Origin of the sequence: Pseudoalteromonas sp. APC 3495 (assembly GCF_030407645.1) — a bacterium.
In the GTDB taxonomy this organism is placed as follows: Bacteria; Pseudomonadota; Gammaproteobacteria; order Enterobacterales; family Alteromonadaceae; genus Pseudoalteromonas; species Pseudoalteromonas tetraodonis.
This window is the reverse complement of sequence record NZ_JASDDA010000003.1, coordinates 21549-39290: the sequence shown is the minus strand read 5'-3', so window position 1 is coordinate 39290 and position 17742 is coordinate 21549. Positions and strand designations below refer to the sequence as shown.

Here is a 17742-nt window from a genome sequence, read left to right as displayed (position 1 = left end):
TGAGCCTCTATGAATAGCACACTTTCTGTTAGCGAATACTTTTCTTATTTTAAAGATAAACGTTTGATTAATGTTTTTATATTTGGAATGAGCAGTGGCTTTCCGTGGGTATTAATTGGCTCAGTAATGTCGGCATGGCTTAAAGATGAAGGTTTGAGCCGCAGCATGATTGGCCTATTTGGCATTGTGTTTGGTGCCTACAGCATCAACTTTTTATGGTCACCTTTAATAGACCGCACTAAACTGCCCTTTTTATATAATTGGCTTGGTCAGCGCCGTAGTTGGATACTGTTTTGCCAAAGCTTTATTTTGCTTGGCACATTGCTACTTGCAGGACTTGATTTGAAAGCAAACCTAGCGGTTGCCGCCGCACTTTGCTTGTTAATCGCCATAGCCTCTGCCACGCAGGATATTGCAATTGACGCCTTTCGAATAGACACCCTTAGTGAAAATGAATCTCACAAAGCCACCGCGGCTGCTGCAATGGCCACCTCAGGTTGGTGGACTGGCTATGCTTTATTAGGAGCTGTGCCTTTTTACATGGCTGATATGCCAAATATTGACTGGCCACAGGTGTATTATTTTTTATCCGCGATTATGCTGTTATTAATTAGCTGTGTATTTTGGGCTAAAGAGCCACAATCAAATCGCGAAGCCGTACATGCCGAACTAGAACGTGTTTATCTTGAAAAACTCGCCGCAACTAAACAAACACCACTGACAAAAACGCTTGCATGGCTAGGCGTTACCGTGGTTGATCCGTTTAAAACCTTTTTTGCTAAAAATGGCGTTAAAACCGCGTTGGCGCTGCTGGCGTTTATTTTCTTATTTAAGATTGGTGAAGCATTTTTAGCGCGGATGTCGATTGTATTTTATAAAGAAGTTGGCTTCAGTAATACGCAAATAGCAAATTACTCAAAACTCGGCACGGGGTTAATCACCATTGTATTTGCCTTTTTGGGCAGTATTTTTAACCATAAATATGGCATTGTGAAAGGCTTATTTATTAGTGGCGTAGCCATGGCAGCATCTAACTTAATGTTTTCTTGGATTGCCTTAGCTGGTCCACAAGAGCACTTATATGCAATGGCAATTGTAGTTGATGGCTTTACCCAAGCTTGGTCTTTAGTGGCAATGGTTGCTTTTATATCTATGCTGTGTGACAGAGCATTTAGCGCCACCCATTATGCGCTATTGGCATCATTGGGTAATTTAGGGCGTACGTTATTATCGAGTTACAGTGGCGTGGTTATTGATGATTGGCTAATGGGGAATTGGTCATTGTTCTTTGTATTAACTGCGCTTATGGTTTTACCCTCATTAGTGTTTTTATTTCTAATTAAGCACAAACTATATTCACTAGAGCAAAATTATCATAAAAATACCTAATGCATCCCTGCACTAGTATTGGCTGTAGACGCTAATTTAACTTTACGATTACAGCCAAAAAGAAAGCGTTAGTCAGCTTTAATTAAGCTTAATGCTTCATACGGGTCGACTTCTAATGCATTGCAGTAGCGAACAAACTCAATTACATCTAAACGACGTTCCTGATTTTCAATTTTGCCAATAAAAGAATGTGGCGTACCCAAGATTTGCGCTAAGCTGCGCATGGTGTAGCCTTTTTCATGGCGCTTAGTTTTAAGCCACTTTGTTAATTTTGCATTTTCTTCCGAAGATACGGTTTTACCCATCATATACAACTCCTACTCGTTGTTTAAATATACATATAGCTAAGCGCTTAAAATCGCCAACACTGTAAACCTACAACCACTCACTAAAGCGCAGTGTAAACGCTTACAATTCAACCAATAAAAACGCTCAAATATGTATTAACACTTTATTATTGTGAAAAATGAAACCTTGCCCGTTTCACTCTTGGATACATTATATACCATTCATCGTTGATCTGAATGATTAATTAGTAATTATGCGATTAAAGTTTAACAACAAATATTTACTAACTCTGAATAAGGTTAAATATTTTATAACTTTTTTGTTTCATTTAAATATAAGCCGTTTATTATTAACTTATTATTTGTTTAAAAAGGCTAAATCATGTTTAGACTACTTTTTTTACTGCCTATTATTTTATGCTTGGGCTGGTACTTTTTTTTACGCCATTATGCAATTCCAATCAAACAGGGTAAAAAAGGCTTTATCTATATTTTAGCTTTCTCTGCATTCGTACTTGGTTTTTTTGTGTTAATAATGCAAATAACAGAATACAGACCAACTGAGTTATGATTTTAAACACATAAAAAAACCGCTAATTAAGCGGTTTTTTTTCAAATAACGGTATCTTTACACGCTAAAACTAGCGCCACAGCCACACGTTGTTGTGGCATTAGGGTTAGAGACAAAAAAGCGTGCCCCTTCTAACCCTTCGGTGTAGTCTACTTCACCGTCAACTAAATACTGGATACTCATTGGGTCAATGACTAAGGTAACCCCGTTTTTAACAATCTCTAAATCGCCAGGATTCGCTTTTTCATCAAAAGTAAAACCGTATTGAAAACCTGAACAACCACCGCCTGTGACATAAACACGCAGTTTTAGATCTGGGTTTTCTTCTTCGTCGATTAACTGTTTAACACGCACAGCGGCTGCGTCGCTAAACTTAATGGGTAATTCTTCAGACATTTTATAACCCTCAATACCTTTATACTAATGCACCAGATTATCTAATACCTGAGTGTTTTAATCAAGTATAGTAAGCTCGCGTTTATAAGCTTTAATTAAAACAATGCGCGTTTAATCTGTTCTGTGAATCAATATACTATAAATTTAATTTAAATTAATCGGTTGTTAAAAATCTCAAGGACTTCCCTAGACTATTTTGATAAACTTGACGCCTAAAAATGCTACGGGGAAATAAAGCATGTGGCTTGAGCGACTGAGACGTCGATTAGCAAAACCAAAAACATCCGTACAATTATGCTTATTGGGCGTAAGTGCCGGATTAATTGCTGCATTTTTCATTATACTGTTTCGCCTAACCATTTTATTTTTTCAAAGCTTATTTTTAGAAACCCCTGACGACTTTACTACTCTCCCTACCCTAGAACGGGTATTAATGCCTTTGATTGCTGCACTTCTGATAGCCACATTTGCGGCTTTTACCGGCTTTAAACATTACCGCTTGGGTATCCCTTTTGTAATACACAGAATAAAACGTCATTACGGGCAAATGCCACTTTATAATACGGTTAACCAGTTTGTAGGCGGCGCGCTGGCACTGATCAGCGGTTTTTCTGTTGGCCGCGAAGGCCCCTCAGTTCATATGGGAGCAGCGGGGGCAAGCATATTAGCAAATAAACTACACTTACCCCACAACGCTATGCGTACCCTCAGTGGTTGTGGTGTTGCCGCGGGCATTGCTGCATCGTTCAACACCCCCCTGGCTGCGGTTATTTTTGTAATGGAAGTGGTGCTAAGAGAATACAAAGTGCATATTTTTGTGCCGATTATGCTCGCAGCCGTTACCGGCGCATTAGCAACACAGTTTGTATTTGGTGAGGGCTCAGAACTTGCGCTAATAACCATTGCCCCTTTAAGTGGGTGGCATTACCCCTATTTAATTTTATGCGGCATGGGATTAGGCGCGGTGGCTTATGCTTTTAATCAGAATTTAATGTTAATTATTAAAACCTTTAAACCACTTAGTATGTTTCCACGTTTAATGATTGCAGGGTGTATTGCCAGCTTAATTGCCTATGCAGTTCCACAAGCAATGGGCTCGGGTATGAGCGCTATCACTATTGCGGTTGAGTCACCTGAAAATATTCAACTACTCACCACTATTTTAATTGCTAAGTTATTAGCCACTTTATTTGCTATTGGCTTAGGTATTCCTGGTGGGTTGATAGGTCCGGTTATTGGGCTGGGCGTTTTAACCGGTACTTTAATGGCATTTTTTGCTCAATTTATTAGCCCCGGCACCGATATAGCCGGCACTTACGGGGTGCTGGGCATGGCAGGATTATTAGCGGCCACACTACACTCCCCCTTAGCGGCACTGACCACTGTGATGGAGCTGACCTCGTCACCGGAAATTATTGTGCCAGCGATGATCGTCATTACTACCGCCTACGTTACAGCTTTACAGGTATTTGGTAACCGCTCCATATTTTTACAGCAATTAGACTTTCAAGGGCTTCCCTATCATGTCTCTCCCGCCACTGAAGCCTTACAGAAAGTAGGAGTGATGGATGACATGGATGAAGACTTTAAACTGCTCTACTCCGACGATAAAGAGCAAATAAAAAACAGTCTAGATGCCATGGACAGTCAAACACCATTAATTGTATTTGATGAAGAAAATGGTTATCGCCTAGCTGAATATGACTTAAGTTTAATGTCTGATCAGGCGGTCAATATAAAATACATTAGCTTACAAGGTATTAGCAGCCAAGCCACCCTTGCAGATGCATTTGAAATTTTGAATGATAAACGCAGTGGTGCACTTTATGTATATAACTTATTAGATAATCAACAAATTATGGGATTACTAAGGTGGGATCAAATCCACCATATTTTAACCATACGTAACAGTTTACTTTAACAATAATGAGAACAATATGAGCGCATTATTAATCTACAAAACCTTGCACGTATTTTTTATGATTGCTTGGTTTGCCGGTATTTTTTACCTACCTCGACTTTTTGTTTATCACGCTATGAGTGAAGAAAAATCGTGTAACTCAATGCTAAAAGTAATGGAACGTCGGCTACTTTATTTTGTTACACCCTTTGCGGTGCTTACCGCAGTATTTGGCGTATTGACTATTGTTGAATACGGCCGAGAATGGTTTCGTTACAGCATGTGGCTGCATTACAAACTCGTGCTGGTGATTATTTTATATATTTATCATGGCTACTGTTTCAAATTGTTAGCTGATTTTAAACACGATAGAAATACCAAAAGCGATCGGTTTTATCGCATTTTCAACGAGCTACCTGTTTTAGCGCTACTCGTTATTGTCGCTTTGGCGATTATTAAGCCAAGCTTTTAGCAAAGGCTTATAAATTACGCTGCCAAGTCGCATACTAAGTTTGTATAATACGCGCGATTGCGTGCTCCTTTGTGGATTATCGCGCCTTTTTGAATAACTAGGAATAACCCCATGTTCAGTTTCCAAGGTGAAAATATACTCTCTGTTAATCAACTCGACCGAGACTGTATTGAACGCATATTTGCTGTGGCAAAAAAAATGGAGCCATACGCTAAAAAACAAAAGCGGACCAACGTGCTTGAAGGCGCTATTTTAGCAAATCTATTTTTTGAACCCAGTACACGTACTCGTGTTAGTTTTGGCACTGCGTTTAACTTACTCGGTGGACTAGTTCGTGAAACCACCGGCATGCAAAGCTCTGCGCTTGCTAAGGGCGAATCACTTTATGATACCGCACGAGTTATTTCAGCTTATGCTGATGCTGTTGCTATGCGCCATCCTGACTCAGGCTCGGTGGCTGAATTTGCAACAGGTTGCAGCGTACCAGTAATAAACGGTGGTGATGGACCCAATGAGCACCCTACCCAAGCACTGCTTGATTTATTAACTATTGAGCGTGAACTTAACCGCTTCGATCAAAATATCGATGGTATGCATATTGCGCTAGTCGGCGATTTAAAATATGGCCGTACTGTTCACTCACTCTCTAAGTTACTGTGTCATTACAAAGACATTAAGTTTTCGATGGTTGCCCCTAATGGCTTGCAAATGCCTGACTCAATTTTATCTGCGGTTGAAAATGCCGGTCATAAAATTGAACTGGTAGATAAAATGGAAGGTAACTTAGCAGCCGATATCGTTTATCAAACACGAATCCAAGAAGAGCGTTTTCCATCACAAGAAGAAGCTAATAAGTATCGTGGTGGATTTAGAATTAGCCAGTCTATTTATAATACTCATTGCAAACCTAATTCAGTATTAATGCACCCGCTTCCTCGCGATAGTCGCCTAGAGGCAAACGAACTTGATAACGACTTAAATGCTAACGACAATCTAGCGATATTCCGCCAAGTACAAAATGGCGTACTCATTCGTATGGCACTGTTTGCTTTAACCCTCGGCGTAGAAAACAAAGTCGAGCAGTATGAAGTAAGCGTTCCTTGGTTTAGCCGCAAACGCGACAGCTAAGCTTTAATTTTAAAGTGATAAAACAATAGGATTTTTCATGACAATTAGCCAAGACTTATTTAAACGAGCTCAAGACTCTATTCCTGGTGGAGTAAATTCGCCAGTGCGTGCATTTAATGGTGTAGGTGGTACTCCGCTGTTTATTACTAAAGCACAGGGCGCGTTTACATTTGATGCTGATGACAACCGTTACATCGATTATGTAGGCTCTTGGGGTCCAATGATTATGGGCCACAATCACCCTGAAATTAAACAAGCAGTGCATGACGCGGTAGAAAATGGTTTAAGCTACGGAGCGCCTACTGAAGCTGAAATTTTAATGGCTGAAAAAGTAAAAGAGCTAGTACCATCAATCGAAAAAGTACGCATGGTGAGCTCTGGTACTGAAGCAACAATGAGTGCAATTCGTTTAGCCCGTGGTTTTACTGGTCGTGACAAAATCTTAAAATTTGAAGGGTGTTACCACGGCCATGCAGACTCATTACTAGTAAAAGCCGGCTCTGGCGCATTAACTATGGGTGTACCTAACTCTCCAGGTATTCCTGAAGATTTAGCTAAGCACACACTCACCGTTTCGTTTAACAATATTGAAGAAGTGAAAGCGATTTTTGCCAAGTACGCCGATGAAATCGCGTGTATTATTGTTGAACCAGTTGCCGGTAACATGAACTGTATTCCACCAGTGCCCGGCTTTTTAGAAGGACTGCGTGAAGTATGTGATCAATACCAATCCGTGCTTATTTTTGATGAAGTAATGACAGGTTTTCGTGTCGCCCTTGGTGGCGCTCAAGCGTATTACAACATCAAACCAGACTTAACCTGTTTAGGTAAAGTAATTGGTGGTGGCATGCCAGTAGGCGCGTTTGGTGGTAAAACAGAAATCATGGATTACATAGCTCCTGTAGGCCCTGTTTATCAAGCGGGTACACTTTCAGGTAACCCTATTGCGATGGCAGCAGGCTTAAAATCACTCGAACTACTAAGCGCTCCTGGCGTGCATGATAAGTTAGAAGCCATTAGTAAAGCGATTTGTGAAGGCTTTGAAGCCGCAGCTAAAAAAGCAGGTATTGCCTTAACGACTAACTACGCTGGCGGTATGTATGGCTTTTTCTTCACCGATGCAGAAAAAGTAACTACTTACAAACAAGCCACTGAATGTGATTTAGAGCGCTTTAAAAAGTTCTTCCACTTAATGCTTGAAGAAGGGGTTTATTTAGCGCCTTCAGCGTTTGAAGCTGGTTTTGTGTGTGCTGCGCACACAGAGCAAGAAGTTCAAGCAACGATTGAAGCAGCAGAGCGCGCTTTTGCTAAGCTATAACGTTTAGTTTTTAAAAACGCTTACCCATAAAAAAAGCCCTTTCGGGCTTTTTTTGTTTTTTAACGCTATTGAATCGTTATGCAGTTGATTAGAATCGAGCTTCAAACCCTATACGAACATAACGTGGAGTTTGCCAAGAATACGCAGCATCATGATAAGCGTTTACTTCGCCTTCATTTTGCTCGTAATGCTCATTTACAGACGCTTCTGACTGGCTATTTAATATGTTGAACACATTAATTGATGCTCTCATATCAATATCCGACACTGTAAAGTCATATGCAGCTGATAAATCTAAGTTAAATGTCCATGGTGTACGACCATTTGTACCACGGTCATGCTTTTCATAGATTTTTTCTTCTTGCTCACATTCACCATTACCATTGGTATCAGGACACTCATTTGTATAAATGTAGAAAGTATCACCCCAACCACCATTTAGATTTGGATCTTTTGACGGGTAACCTTGGCCGAATAAGCTTTTAGGACGACCGCTTTGTAGTGTTGCATTCCAACCTACAGTTAAGTTTTCAACTGGCTCCCAGCTACCAAAGAATTTAAATGTATGACGACGATCATTAGGTTGATAACCTTGAGAGCCATCCATTACAGCTGGGAAATCGAAGTCTTGTGTAATACCCGCATCTGCTTGACCAATATCGGATTTAACAGCACCTTCAAAGTTACCAACACTTCGTGCCCATGTATAACCAAACTGGTAACGAATCGTATCAGCTTGATAATTTAGGTTAAACTCTACTGCTGTATATTCATTATTAGCTTTAGGTAAACCTATAGTGTCGGCAGAATAAGTCGTTAGTGACCCTTCATCTGGAACACCATCGTTATCAAAGCTTGAATCACCCCAATCAGTACCATTCCAGTAATATCCGTCACTATACCAGCTAGAAGATGAACCTGGGTTAATCATTACACAATATGGGTAAGCGTAGCGACCACAGTAATCATCTAGTGCAGTAGCAACTTCACGATAAACACCTTTAATACCAACAGTGTACTCATCATTTAGTGCTTGCTGTACACCTAGAATATATTCATCTTTTGAAAATGGTTCGGCTTCTTGTGCTTGGAAAATATCTTTTTCTGGAATAACCGGAACACCACTCACTTGTTGTGAGTTTGCTAAACCGCCCGTGCCAAGAGTATCAGCCAAAGGAGCTAAACCTGTAGGTGCTCCTGTCGTTGCATCAACACCCGTATATGTATAAGCAGTAGTAATATCACTTACCCCAGATGCTGCACGGAAAATAGTGTTGTTTGCAACAGGTAAGTAATAACGTCCATAAGTACCATATACTTTAGTGTCGCCAGTGCTCGTTGGATCCCACGTGAAACCTAAACGAGGAGCAACATCCGTTTTGAAGCTTGTAAGTAGCTTATCTGTTGTGCCCCAACTGTCAAACTCATCGATACGTAAGCCAACAGTTACCGCAAAATCATCTGTTACTTGCCAATTATCTTCTATGTAATAAGCCGTAAGCTCTGACTTAAAGCTACCGCCACCATCAAAGACTCGATCTTCAACGTATTGCAATACGTTACCAGTATTGTTTGTTAATGCGCCATTATCAGCTTGAAAGCTACCGTTAGCTGCAAGTGTTCTGTAGTCGTAACTGTGGCCACCGATAGGACGGCTCACACGCTCAGATTCACGCTCTTGATAATCGATACCAAAGCTAATCTGATGGTCTTGCCAAACATACTCAATATCAAGGCGGTACTGAGTATTTTCATCATTATTTGCACCAAAGCTACCACCAGCACCACAACCAGTGATTGGATTAGAAGTACCACGAGAATCTGTAATACTTGGGCAAATTAAGTTTTCTGATTGCGTTTCATACTCAGTCTCAATTGTACCAGCCATTGCTGTGACAACTAAATCTTCAGTTAGTACACCTGTGTAACTCAAGCTTTGCGCTTCGCCACCACGCTTAAGTAATGCACCATCTTTGCGGTCGCCTATAACACCGTTGTTGTAATCATAAACAGAACGCTCAATATCACGACGATTTGAATAAGCAAAATAGCTTAAGCGATGGTTTTCATTAATATCCCAATCGAGTTTACCACCCCAGAATAAATTATCTCCGCCAGATGCAGATTCTTCTCGGTACTGATCGTTCGGTGAAAATTCATCTCCACCCCAAGTATAAGACGACTCAGTATCACGAGGGTTTATTAAACCATAGAAAAAAAGTGTGTCTTCAATAAGTGGGCCACCAACGGCAAGTGTAACGTCAGTCTTGTTATCAGAGTCATAGCTTTCATCTCTGAAAATTTGACCTGCTCCATTATTGCCACGAGAAATGCTGCCCTCTTCTTGCAAAGAATCAGGTTGGTACTGAACTACAGCAGAAAATTCCCACTCGTTAGTACCACCTTTTGTAGTTGTATTAATAGTACCACCAGTAGCTCGACCAAACTTGGCTGAATAACCACCTGTTTTAACTTGAAATTGATCATAAAATTCAAACGGAACTTCACCACACCCTAAACCTTGGCGAGTATTAGTAACTTCTAATCCATTAATATAACACGCATTTTCAGCAACAGAAGAACCGCCAAATGATGCTGTATTACCAAACGCGCTATCGCCTTTTACTGCGCCAGGTGCTAATAATGCAACTGATGTCAAATCACGATTAATTGGCATTCTGTCAATTTCAGCATCTGTAATAACTAGGCCCGAATCTGCTGTTGAAAGATCTATTGATGAAATACGAGCACCAACGACTTGAATTACCTCTGGGCCCGAAGAGTCGAAACTGTTAAGATCAAAATTAGCTTTTGAATTAGCACCTAAAGATACTCTAACGCGGTCTTCAGCAACTACAGCATCGCCTTTTAATATTTGTATCTCGTAACTACCTGTAGGCAGGGAAGCAAAACGAAAGGTACCTTCACTAGAGATATTTAGAGTACGCTCTAAACCAGTTGCAGGGTTTTTAACTTTTACAGTGTAAGAACTATTATCATTAATATTATTAACAGTTCCTATTACATCAGATGCAACAGCAGGTAATGCTAGACCTAAGGATGCTGATACGGCAATAGCCGTTATACTTTTCTTAAATATTGATTTCATTATTTATCCCTGTTTGAAATTATAATTATATGCCTTAAAGGCATATTTATAATATTCCCATGAAACAAAAATGCAAACAAAATAAACACTTAATTAACATAAAAACTTAAAAAAATTACATTGAAAGGGCTAGATGGTTCTTTTACTATGAAAATAAAAACCCAGATATCTTACAAGCCTCTTAGCTAAAGTAATGCATAAAAAAAGCCCTTTCGGGCTTTTTTTGTTTTTACTATTTAACGAATACATTCTGGTCTTGGTTTAAACTCACTGGCTCTAAGCGGTAGCTGAATCACTTTGCCACAGCCCGGTGGTGCTTGCTTCCCAGTTTGCTCGTTTACAAATGCCCACCTAATTGAAGGCGGACGGGTATCGGCAATTGCTTGCGGGTTTAGCGGTTTTAAATAACGAATATAGGTTTCAAGCGCGCCAACACTGCCGGTTAAGCCGGTGCTTTTATTATCGTCACGGCCTATCCATGCAACCGTCACTGTATTTTGATCAAATCCAGCAAACCAACTGTCGCGTAATTCATTACTGGTGCCTGTTTTACCTGCTAACTGAATCGACGGAAAATGTAAGTTTAAGCGCTTAGCGGTGCCATCTTTAGTTACTCGCTTCATAGCATATTTGGTCATGTACATGGCATCTTTATCAAAACGTTGCTCGTTAATTACTTTGTGCTTATAAAGTACTTTACCAACAGAGTCGGTTAACGCAGAAATAGACGTCAGCTCTCTGTATTCACCGTCTGCTGCAATCGTGGTATAAAGCTGTGCCACTTCAAAGCTCGACATTTCAATAGCCCCTAATAACAACGATGGGTATTCATTAATATAACCTTTAGCTCCTAACCCTCTGAGCGTGTTAGCCACTTTATCGACGCCTACATCAAGCCCTAAGTTAACTGCCGGTATATTAATACTGTGGCTAAATGCTTTATAAAGAGGCATGGCACCACGGTATTGATGATCAAAGTTTTCTGGCTGCCATACGTTACCCTCCTCGTTGGTGACTTGAACAGGCGAGTCATCAAGTAACGTCGCTAAGTTATAATGAGGAAGCTGCAGTGCACTTAAATACACTGCAGGTTTAACTAATGAGCCAATATTTCGTTTGGTATCGAGCACGCGGTTAAATCCTGAGTAGCGTACATCACGTCCAGCGACTAACGCTGATACACCGGCTTTTTCAACATTAACGGAGATCATCGCCGCTTCTAACTCTTTGGTATTTGGACGTCTTTCTAAATAAGGTAAACTGGCCTGAATCGACTCTTCCATCGCGGTTTGTTTTTGTAAATCGAAGTAGGTAAATACACGCACACCCGCATCCAATACGTCTTGATCGGGTAGCAGCTGTTTGAGCTCGCGATTAACCAACTCTAAGTAACCTGGATAAGACTTTTGCAAGCTGGCTTTCATTGGTGCAATATCAATTGCGCGCTTTAACGAGGCTCTATACTCTTTAGTAGAAATAAGTTTGTTATCGACCATTAAACGCAGCACTAGGTCACGACGCTCCATCGCACGTTCTTTGTAACGTCTAGGATTGTAATAAGATGGGCCTTTAACCATAGCCACCAGCAAGGCAATTTGGTCGTACTCGAGTTCATCAACAGGTTTGGCAAAGTAAAACTCGGCGGCCAGCCCCATTCCATGTACTCCTTGGTTGTATGACTGACCTAAGTACACTTCGTTTAAATAGGCTTCGAGAATCTGATCTTTTGAGTAACGGTAATCAAGAATAAGCGCAATAAAGGCTTCATTAATTTTACGCACTAACGAACGCTCACGGGTAAGGTAAATATTTTTAGCCAGCTGCTGGGTTAATGTGCTCCCCCCTTGCACGGTGCGCCCTGCGCGAATATTGGTATACAAAGCGCGTAAAATTGAAAATACCGATACACCGTGATGATCATAAAAATCGCGGTCTTCAACTACTAATAAGGTATTTTTAAGCATGTCAGGAAATTTATCTAATGGTACAAACTCTCTATCTTGTTTTGAGTCATTACCAATACGGGCTATTTGTACAGGCTCTAATCTGGCAGTGTTTAAGCGACGGCCAAACTTATCTTTAATACTGGCTACCTTCTCTCCAGAGAAACGCAACTCAATAACATGAGCGCTCTCTAAACCATCATAAAATTCAAAGTCACGACGAAAAATCTTAATACTATTGGCTGTTTTAATATACTGCCCAGTCCGGCTTAAGCGATTAACCGCCGTGTAGTTTAAGCGCTTAAGCTCCCATAATACTTCTTGCTCTGATAAAAACTGGCCTGGAAAAAACGTCATTGAGCGAGCATACACTTGTGCCGGAAGTTGCCATTTATTACCTTCAAACTGGCGAGTTATTTTTGCATCAAGGTAAATAAAATAAAGTGCAATAGCGATAAACGTCGCCAGACTCAGTTTCCAAAAAATAGAAAACAACGTTTTAAAAAGTGGCCGTTTTGCGGTGCTTGAAGTTTTTTTAGTCGCACTTTTTCGCGCCGATGATTTAGATGTCTTTGTAGCGCGCTTAGTCGAGGGTTTACTGGTCGATGTTTTCTTTTTTTCAGCCATTTAAGTGTAATATATTCCGAAGGTTAATTTAACGCGAGGAGCTTATCACATTACTCTAGCACCTGAAAAATTAACCTCCCCTGAAATCAAAAAAGCCCTAACAGAGTAGGGCTTTGATTGAACACACAATACTTTAAATTAATTACTTCTAACTGATACAAACTCTGGATAAGCATCAATACCACAATCGTGTTGATCCATACCGTTTAACTCTTCTTCTTCGGTAACACGAATACCCATGGTTTGCTTGAGGATTGCCCATACAATGAATGAAGCAATAAACACAAAACCAATAATACATAGTAGGCCAATCAACTGATTAACAATGCTGGCCTCAGCATTAGTAACAGGCACTAGCACTATACCTAGGATGCCACACACACCGTGAACAGAAATAGCGCCCACGGGATCATCTATCTTCGCTTTGTCCAGTGCGACAATACTAAGTATCACTAATGAGCCACCTAGTAAGCCAAATAAACACGCCATTAGTGGTGATGGTGATAATGGGTCTGCAGTAATAACCACTAAGCCTGCAAGTGCACCATTAAGTACCATGGTTAAATCAGCTTTGCCCCATAACAGTTTACATAAGAACAAGGCTGAAATTGCGCCCATAGCTGCAGCAGCGTTGGTATTAAGTAATATTTGACCTACCGCTGTTGCGTTTTCTTTATCTGAAATTAATAACTGTGATCCGCCGTTAAAGCCAAACCAACCCATCCATAAAATGAATGTGCCTAATGTAGCAAGCGGCAAATTTGAACCTGGAATTGGGTAAATTTCACCATTTCTACCATATTTACCTTTACGTGCACCCAGTAGAATTACACCCGCAAGCGCTGCAGCCGCACCCGTTGCATGGACAATGGCAGAGCCTGCAAAATCAACAAAGCCTAATTCAGATAAGAAGCCGCCACCCCATGTCCAGTAACCTTCAATTGGGTAAATCAAGCCTGTTAGTACCACAGTAAACACTAAGAAAGCCCATAATTTCATACGCTCAGCTACGGCGCCAGATACGATAGACATAGCCGTTGCAACAAACACTACTTGGAAGAAAAAGTCAGACTCTAATGAATGATTAGCATCTGCCGCTTGGCTACCTATTAGCCCACCAAACGAAGGAATAACACCGCCTTCAACATTATCTACGTACATAATGTTGTAGCCTATCAACAAAAACATAGTACACGCGATAGAATAAAGCGCGATATTTTTAGTTAGAATCTCTGTGGTATTTTTAGAGCGCACTAAACCCGCTTCTAACATTGCAAAACCGGCTGCCATCCACATGACTAAGATGCCAGACATTAAAAAGTAAAACGTATCGAGCGAAAACTTCAGCTCTATAATTGTATTTTCCATGTTGCCCCCTTAAATTGCATCATCATCAAGCTCGCCAGTACGAATACGGACGATTTGGTCTAGGTCGTAAACAAAAATTTTGCCGTCACCAATTTTGCCCGTTCCAGCGACTTTGGTAATGGTTTCTACAACGCGTTGGCAATTTTCACTACGAGTAGCAATTTCAAGTTTAATTTTAGGTATAAAGTCAACCTGATATTCAGCACCACGGTATAACTCAGTATGCCCTCTTTGACGTCCAAATCCCTTAACGTCAACCACTGTCATTCCTTCGATGCCTAAATCAGCGAGTGCTTCACGCACATCATCTAGTTTGAATGGCTTTATTATTGCACTGATCATTTTCACAAAGGCCCCCTTAGGACACTAGCTTGTTATTGTATTTCCTCTATACAATCCAACCTTTGTGCCATTTTTAAATTAATAATAAAAACATAAACTTAAAAAAATAAATAATATATAAAACAAAAAAGCGCACCATTTAGGTGCGCTTTTTTTATGCAAAATACTGCATTGGTGCGAGGTGGTTAAAAGCAAGACGTCATCTCTAGTGACCCGCTGCACAACGTTCTAAGTACTAATTAATTTTTTAAGCATAATGACTTACTCAGTCGCGTCGAGGGATAAATCAGCTCTTATAGCTTCACCCAGCCATAGCGATTCCATAGTTTTTACCACTCGAAAATGAAACTCTTCATGAGTAAAGGGCTTAGTTAAAAAGTCATTTGCACCCGATTTAATAAACTGCGTGGCAACACCATAACTATATACATCGGCCAGACCAATAATGGCTAATTGCTCACGACTTTTAACATTTCGAATTGCTCTAATTAATTCAAACCCATTCATATCAGTTAAATTATGATTAGTAATGACTAACTTAATTGCCCTATTATGGTTAAGTATATGCAATGCTTGAGCGCTATTATCAGCAGTAATGACATCAAATAACTGTTTTTCGAGCATTTGCTTAACCAAGCTACTGCTCAATAAAGAATTATCAACAATTAGCGCCTTACGCCCTTGATTACGCAGTAACTGTGCTACAAATTTAATGGCATAAAGGTAAGAGTCACGGTTATCTTTAATAATGTAATCAATAATCCCTAATTCCAGCATTTTTAGGCGCGTGGACTCTTCTAATTGCGTTGTCATTAATAGCGTAGGGATACCTTGCGATAAAATATAGCGAGCAACATCCATATCGGTTTGTCCACTAAGTGGCAAATCAACTAAGGCGAGTGAGTAACTTGTTTGGCTCAGGAGTTGTTTGCATTGAGTAAGTGACGAGGCAAAATCAACCAAAACATCAAGATATTGAGCAGCAATGTGCTTAAATATCTGCTGTACTCTAATGTTATCTTCAACAATTAAAACGCGTTGCATAAACTCCCTTTTATTTGCGCCCACTCTTTAAGGTTATAAACCTAAAAAGAAATCACTTTCAATCATCCATATAGAAACAAATAAGCGACCAATGATTTAAAAACTTAATTAATAATTAAATTTTTAAATCGCCTTAAACTTACAGTGCAACATACATATCAAGTATATTTCGCCTATTTGCTGCAATCAGATTAATCTTAATTACATAAACTCAACGATTATTATCGGCAGCTAGTCTCATTACTTTTGTTTTTTACTCAAATATCGCTATAACTGCAGTACATAAAATAAAAAGGGTCACTTATGAAATTTAGTCGAAGTCTATTTTTACCCATTGCCGCTATTGTGCTCACCCTAAGTAGCGCCTCGTTTGCCGATAATCAACGTCGCATTGATATTGACAGTAAAGTGGTTACCCAGCACAAAGCAAAAATAAATAATGAACGATTTTCTTACACAGTAGCAACTGGCACACAACCGGTATGGGATGACAAGGGAGACGCCATCGCAACCCTTCAATACACTTACTACACGCGCGATAAGGTCGATGATAGAACAAAGCGCCCATTACTTATTTCATTCAATGGTGGCCCAGGCTCAGCGTCAGTTTGGATGCATTTAGCATACACCGGCCCACGCGTTTTAAAAATTGACGACGAAGGCTACCCTATTCAACCTTACGGTGTTAAAGATAACCCTTACTCGGTTTTAGACGTAGCCGACATCGTTTACGTAAACCCTGTAAACACGGGTTATTCGCGTGTCGTTGAAGATAAAGATGGTAACCTTCTACCAAAGGATAAACAAAAAGAGTTATTTTTTGGTGTGAATGCCGATATAAAATATCTAGCAGAGTGGCTTAATACTTTTGTATCTCGCAATGAACGCTGGCGCTCTCCTAAATTTTTAATTGGTGAAAGCTATGGTACCACTCGTGTATCAGGCTTAGCGCATGAGCTACAAAATAGTCAATGGATGTACATTAACGGTGTTGTACTCGTTTCACCTACCGATATTGGTATTAAGCGCGACGGTCCTGTAAAAGCCGCTAACCGCCTACCTTACTTTGCAGCTACAGCCTGGTACCACAAGGCATTAAACGCTGATTTACAAGCTAAAGACTTAGACGAGCTATTACCTGAAGTGGAACAGTTTACCGTTAATGAGCTCATTCCCGCGCTTGCAAAAGGCGGATTTATTGCCCCAGATGAAAAACGTCGTATTATTAAAAAAATGGCCAAATATGCAGGTCTATCTGAAACATTTGTTAGCCAAAATAACTTAGATATTCCAACACAGTTTTTTTGGAAAGAGTTATTACGTGAACGCGGACAAATGGTTGGTCGACTGGATTCTCGTTATTTAGGGATTGATAAGCGCGATGCCGGTGAATCACCAGATTACTGGGCAGAGCTTACATCGTGGCTGCACTCTTTTACCCCTGCAATTAACTACTACCTGCGTGAAGAGCTTAATTACAAAACCGACATCAAATATAACTTATTTGGTAACGTTCACCCATGGGATAGAGGCGGAAACAATACCGGTGAAAACTTGCGTTTAGCTATGGCTCAAAATCCGTATTTAAATGTGATGGTTCAAGCTGGCTATTTTGATGGTGCAACAAACTACTTTGATGCTAAATACACAATGTGGCAACTAGATCCAAGTGGTAAAATGCAAAATAGATTAAGCTTTAAAGGCTACCGCAGTGGCCACATGATGTACCTACGTCATGCAGATTTAGAAAGCTCTAACAACGATTTACGCGAGTTTATAAAACAGTCTTTGCCTAAAGACGGTCAATCCGCTAAATACTAATGATTATGCGCTTATAACAATTAAAAA

The 17742-nt window shown here is 40.2% G+C and carries 14 protein-coding genes; 7 read left to right on the top strand and 7 right to left on the bottom strand.

Translation table 11 applies throughout. The features are described from left to right. Positions 1–9 precede the first annotated feature (9 nt). Positions 10–1389 (top strand): MFS transporter, encoded by a 1380-nt coding sequence (locus tag QL984_RS01725; protein WP_138764154.1) that lies wholly within the window; start codon positions 10–12, stop codon positions 1387–1389. A 68-nt stretch (positions 1390–1457) separates the two neighbouring features. On the opposite strand, the gene QL984_RS01720 is transcribed toward QL984_RS01725, so the two are convergent. Continuing rightward, positions 1458–1697: a helix-turn-helix transcriptional regulator gene (locus QL984_RS01720; protein ID WP_008111877.1), complete on the bottom strand. Its 240-nt coding sequence runs from the start codon at positions 1695–1697 to the stop codon at positions 1458–1460. Between the two features lie 361 nt (positions 1698–2058). On the opposite strand from QL984_RS01720, the gene QL984_RS01715 reads away from it, so the two are divergent. Continuing rightward, complete coding sequence (locus tag QL984_RS01715) at positions 2059–2247, top strand: hypothetical protein (protein WP_013464338.1); 189 nt, start codon at positions 2059–2061, stop codon at positions 2245–2247. Between the two features lie 57 nt (positions 2248–2304). Here QL984_RS01715 and erpA read toward each other — a convergent pair whose 3' ends face one another. Further along, complete coding sequence (gene erpA, locus QL984_RS01710) at positions 2305–2643, bottom strand: iron-sulfur cluster insertion protein ErpA (protein ID WP_002958911.1); 339 nt, start codon at positions 2641–2643, stop codon at positions 2305–2307. Between the two features lie 238 nt (positions 2644–2881). Between erpA and QL984_RS01705 the strand changes: the two genes are divergently transcribed. The 4 genes from QL984_RS01705 to hemL all read left to right on the top strand — a co-directional run bounded on the left by QL984_RS01705 (position 2882) and on the right by hemL (position 7461). After that, positions 2882–4564, top strand: coding sequence for a chloride channel protein (locus QL984_RS01705; protein ID WP_016899367.1), 1683 nt, complete (start codon positions 2882–2884; stop codon positions 4562–4564). Between the two features lie 16 nt (positions 4565–4580). After that, complete coding sequence (locus QL984_RS01700) at positions 4581–5015, top strand: CopD family protein (protein ID WP_010391077.1); 435 nt, start codon at positions 4581–4583, stop codon at positions 5013–5015. 111 nt (positions 5016–5126) lie between these two features. Then, positions 5127–6143 (top strand): aspartate carbamoyltransferase, encoded by a 1017-nt coding sequence (locus QL984_RS01695; protein WP_013464336.1) that lies wholly within the window; start codon positions 5127–5129, stop codon positions 6141–6143. A gap of 37 nt (positions 6144–6180) precedes the next feature. Beyond that, positions 6181–7461, top strand: coding sequence for a glutamate-1-semialdehyde 2,1-aminomutase (hemL, locus tag QL984_RS01690; RefSeq protein ID WP_138764155.1), 1281 nt, complete (start codon positions 6181–6183; stop codon positions 7459–7461). A gap of 88 nt (positions 7462–7549) precedes the next feature. On the opposite strand, the gene QL984_RS01685 is transcribed toward hemL, so the two are convergent. The 5 genes from QL984_RS01685 to QL984_RS01665 all read right to left on the bottom strand — a co-directional run bounded on the left by QL984_RS01685 (position 7550) and on the right by QL984_RS01665 (position 15894). Beyond that, on the bottom strand, positions 7550–10570 hold the full coding sequence (locus QL984_RS01685) for a TonB-dependent receptor (RefSeq protein ID WP_128583256.1): 3021 nt from the start codon (positions 10568–10570) through the stop codon (positions 7550–7552). A 236-nt stretch (positions 10571–10806) separates the two neighbouring features. Then, positions 10807–13140, bottom strand: a complete 2334-nt coding sequence (gene mrcB, locus QL984_RS01680; protein ID WP_138686408.1) for a penicillin-binding protein 1B — start codon at positions 13138–13140, stop codon at positions 10807–10809. Positions 13141–13278: 138 nt separating this feature from the next. Then, the gene (locus QL984_RS01675; RefSeq protein WP_138764156.1) at positions 13279–14508 is read right to left on the bottom strand and encodes an ammonium transporter; all 1230 of its coding nucleotides are present in this window, start codon (positions 14506–14508) and stop codon (positions 13279–13281) included. A gap of 9 nt (positions 14509–14517) precedes the next feature. After that, positions 14518–14856 (bottom strand): P-II family nitrogen regulator, encoded by a 339-nt coding sequence (locus QL984_RS01670; RefSeq protein ID WP_010391070.1) that lies wholly within the window; start codon positions 14854–14856, stop codon positions 14518–14520. 255 nt (positions 14857–15111) lie between these two features. Continuing rightward, the gene (locus QL984_RS01665; protein WP_028835488.1) at positions 15112–15894 is read right to left on the bottom strand and encodes a response regulator; all 783 of its coding nucleotides are present in this window, start codon (positions 15892–15894) and stop codon (positions 15112–15114) included. Positions 15895–16197: 303 nt separating this feature from the next. Between QL984_RS01665 and QL984_RS01660 the strand changes: the two genes are divergently transcribed. Next, the gene (locus tag QL984_RS01660; protein ID WP_290171937.1) at positions 16198–17715 is read left to right on the top strand and encodes a carboxypeptidase; all 1518 of its coding nucleotides are present in this window, start codon (positions 16198–16200) and stop codon (positions 17713–17715) included. Positions 17716–17742 lie beyond the last annotated feature (27 nt).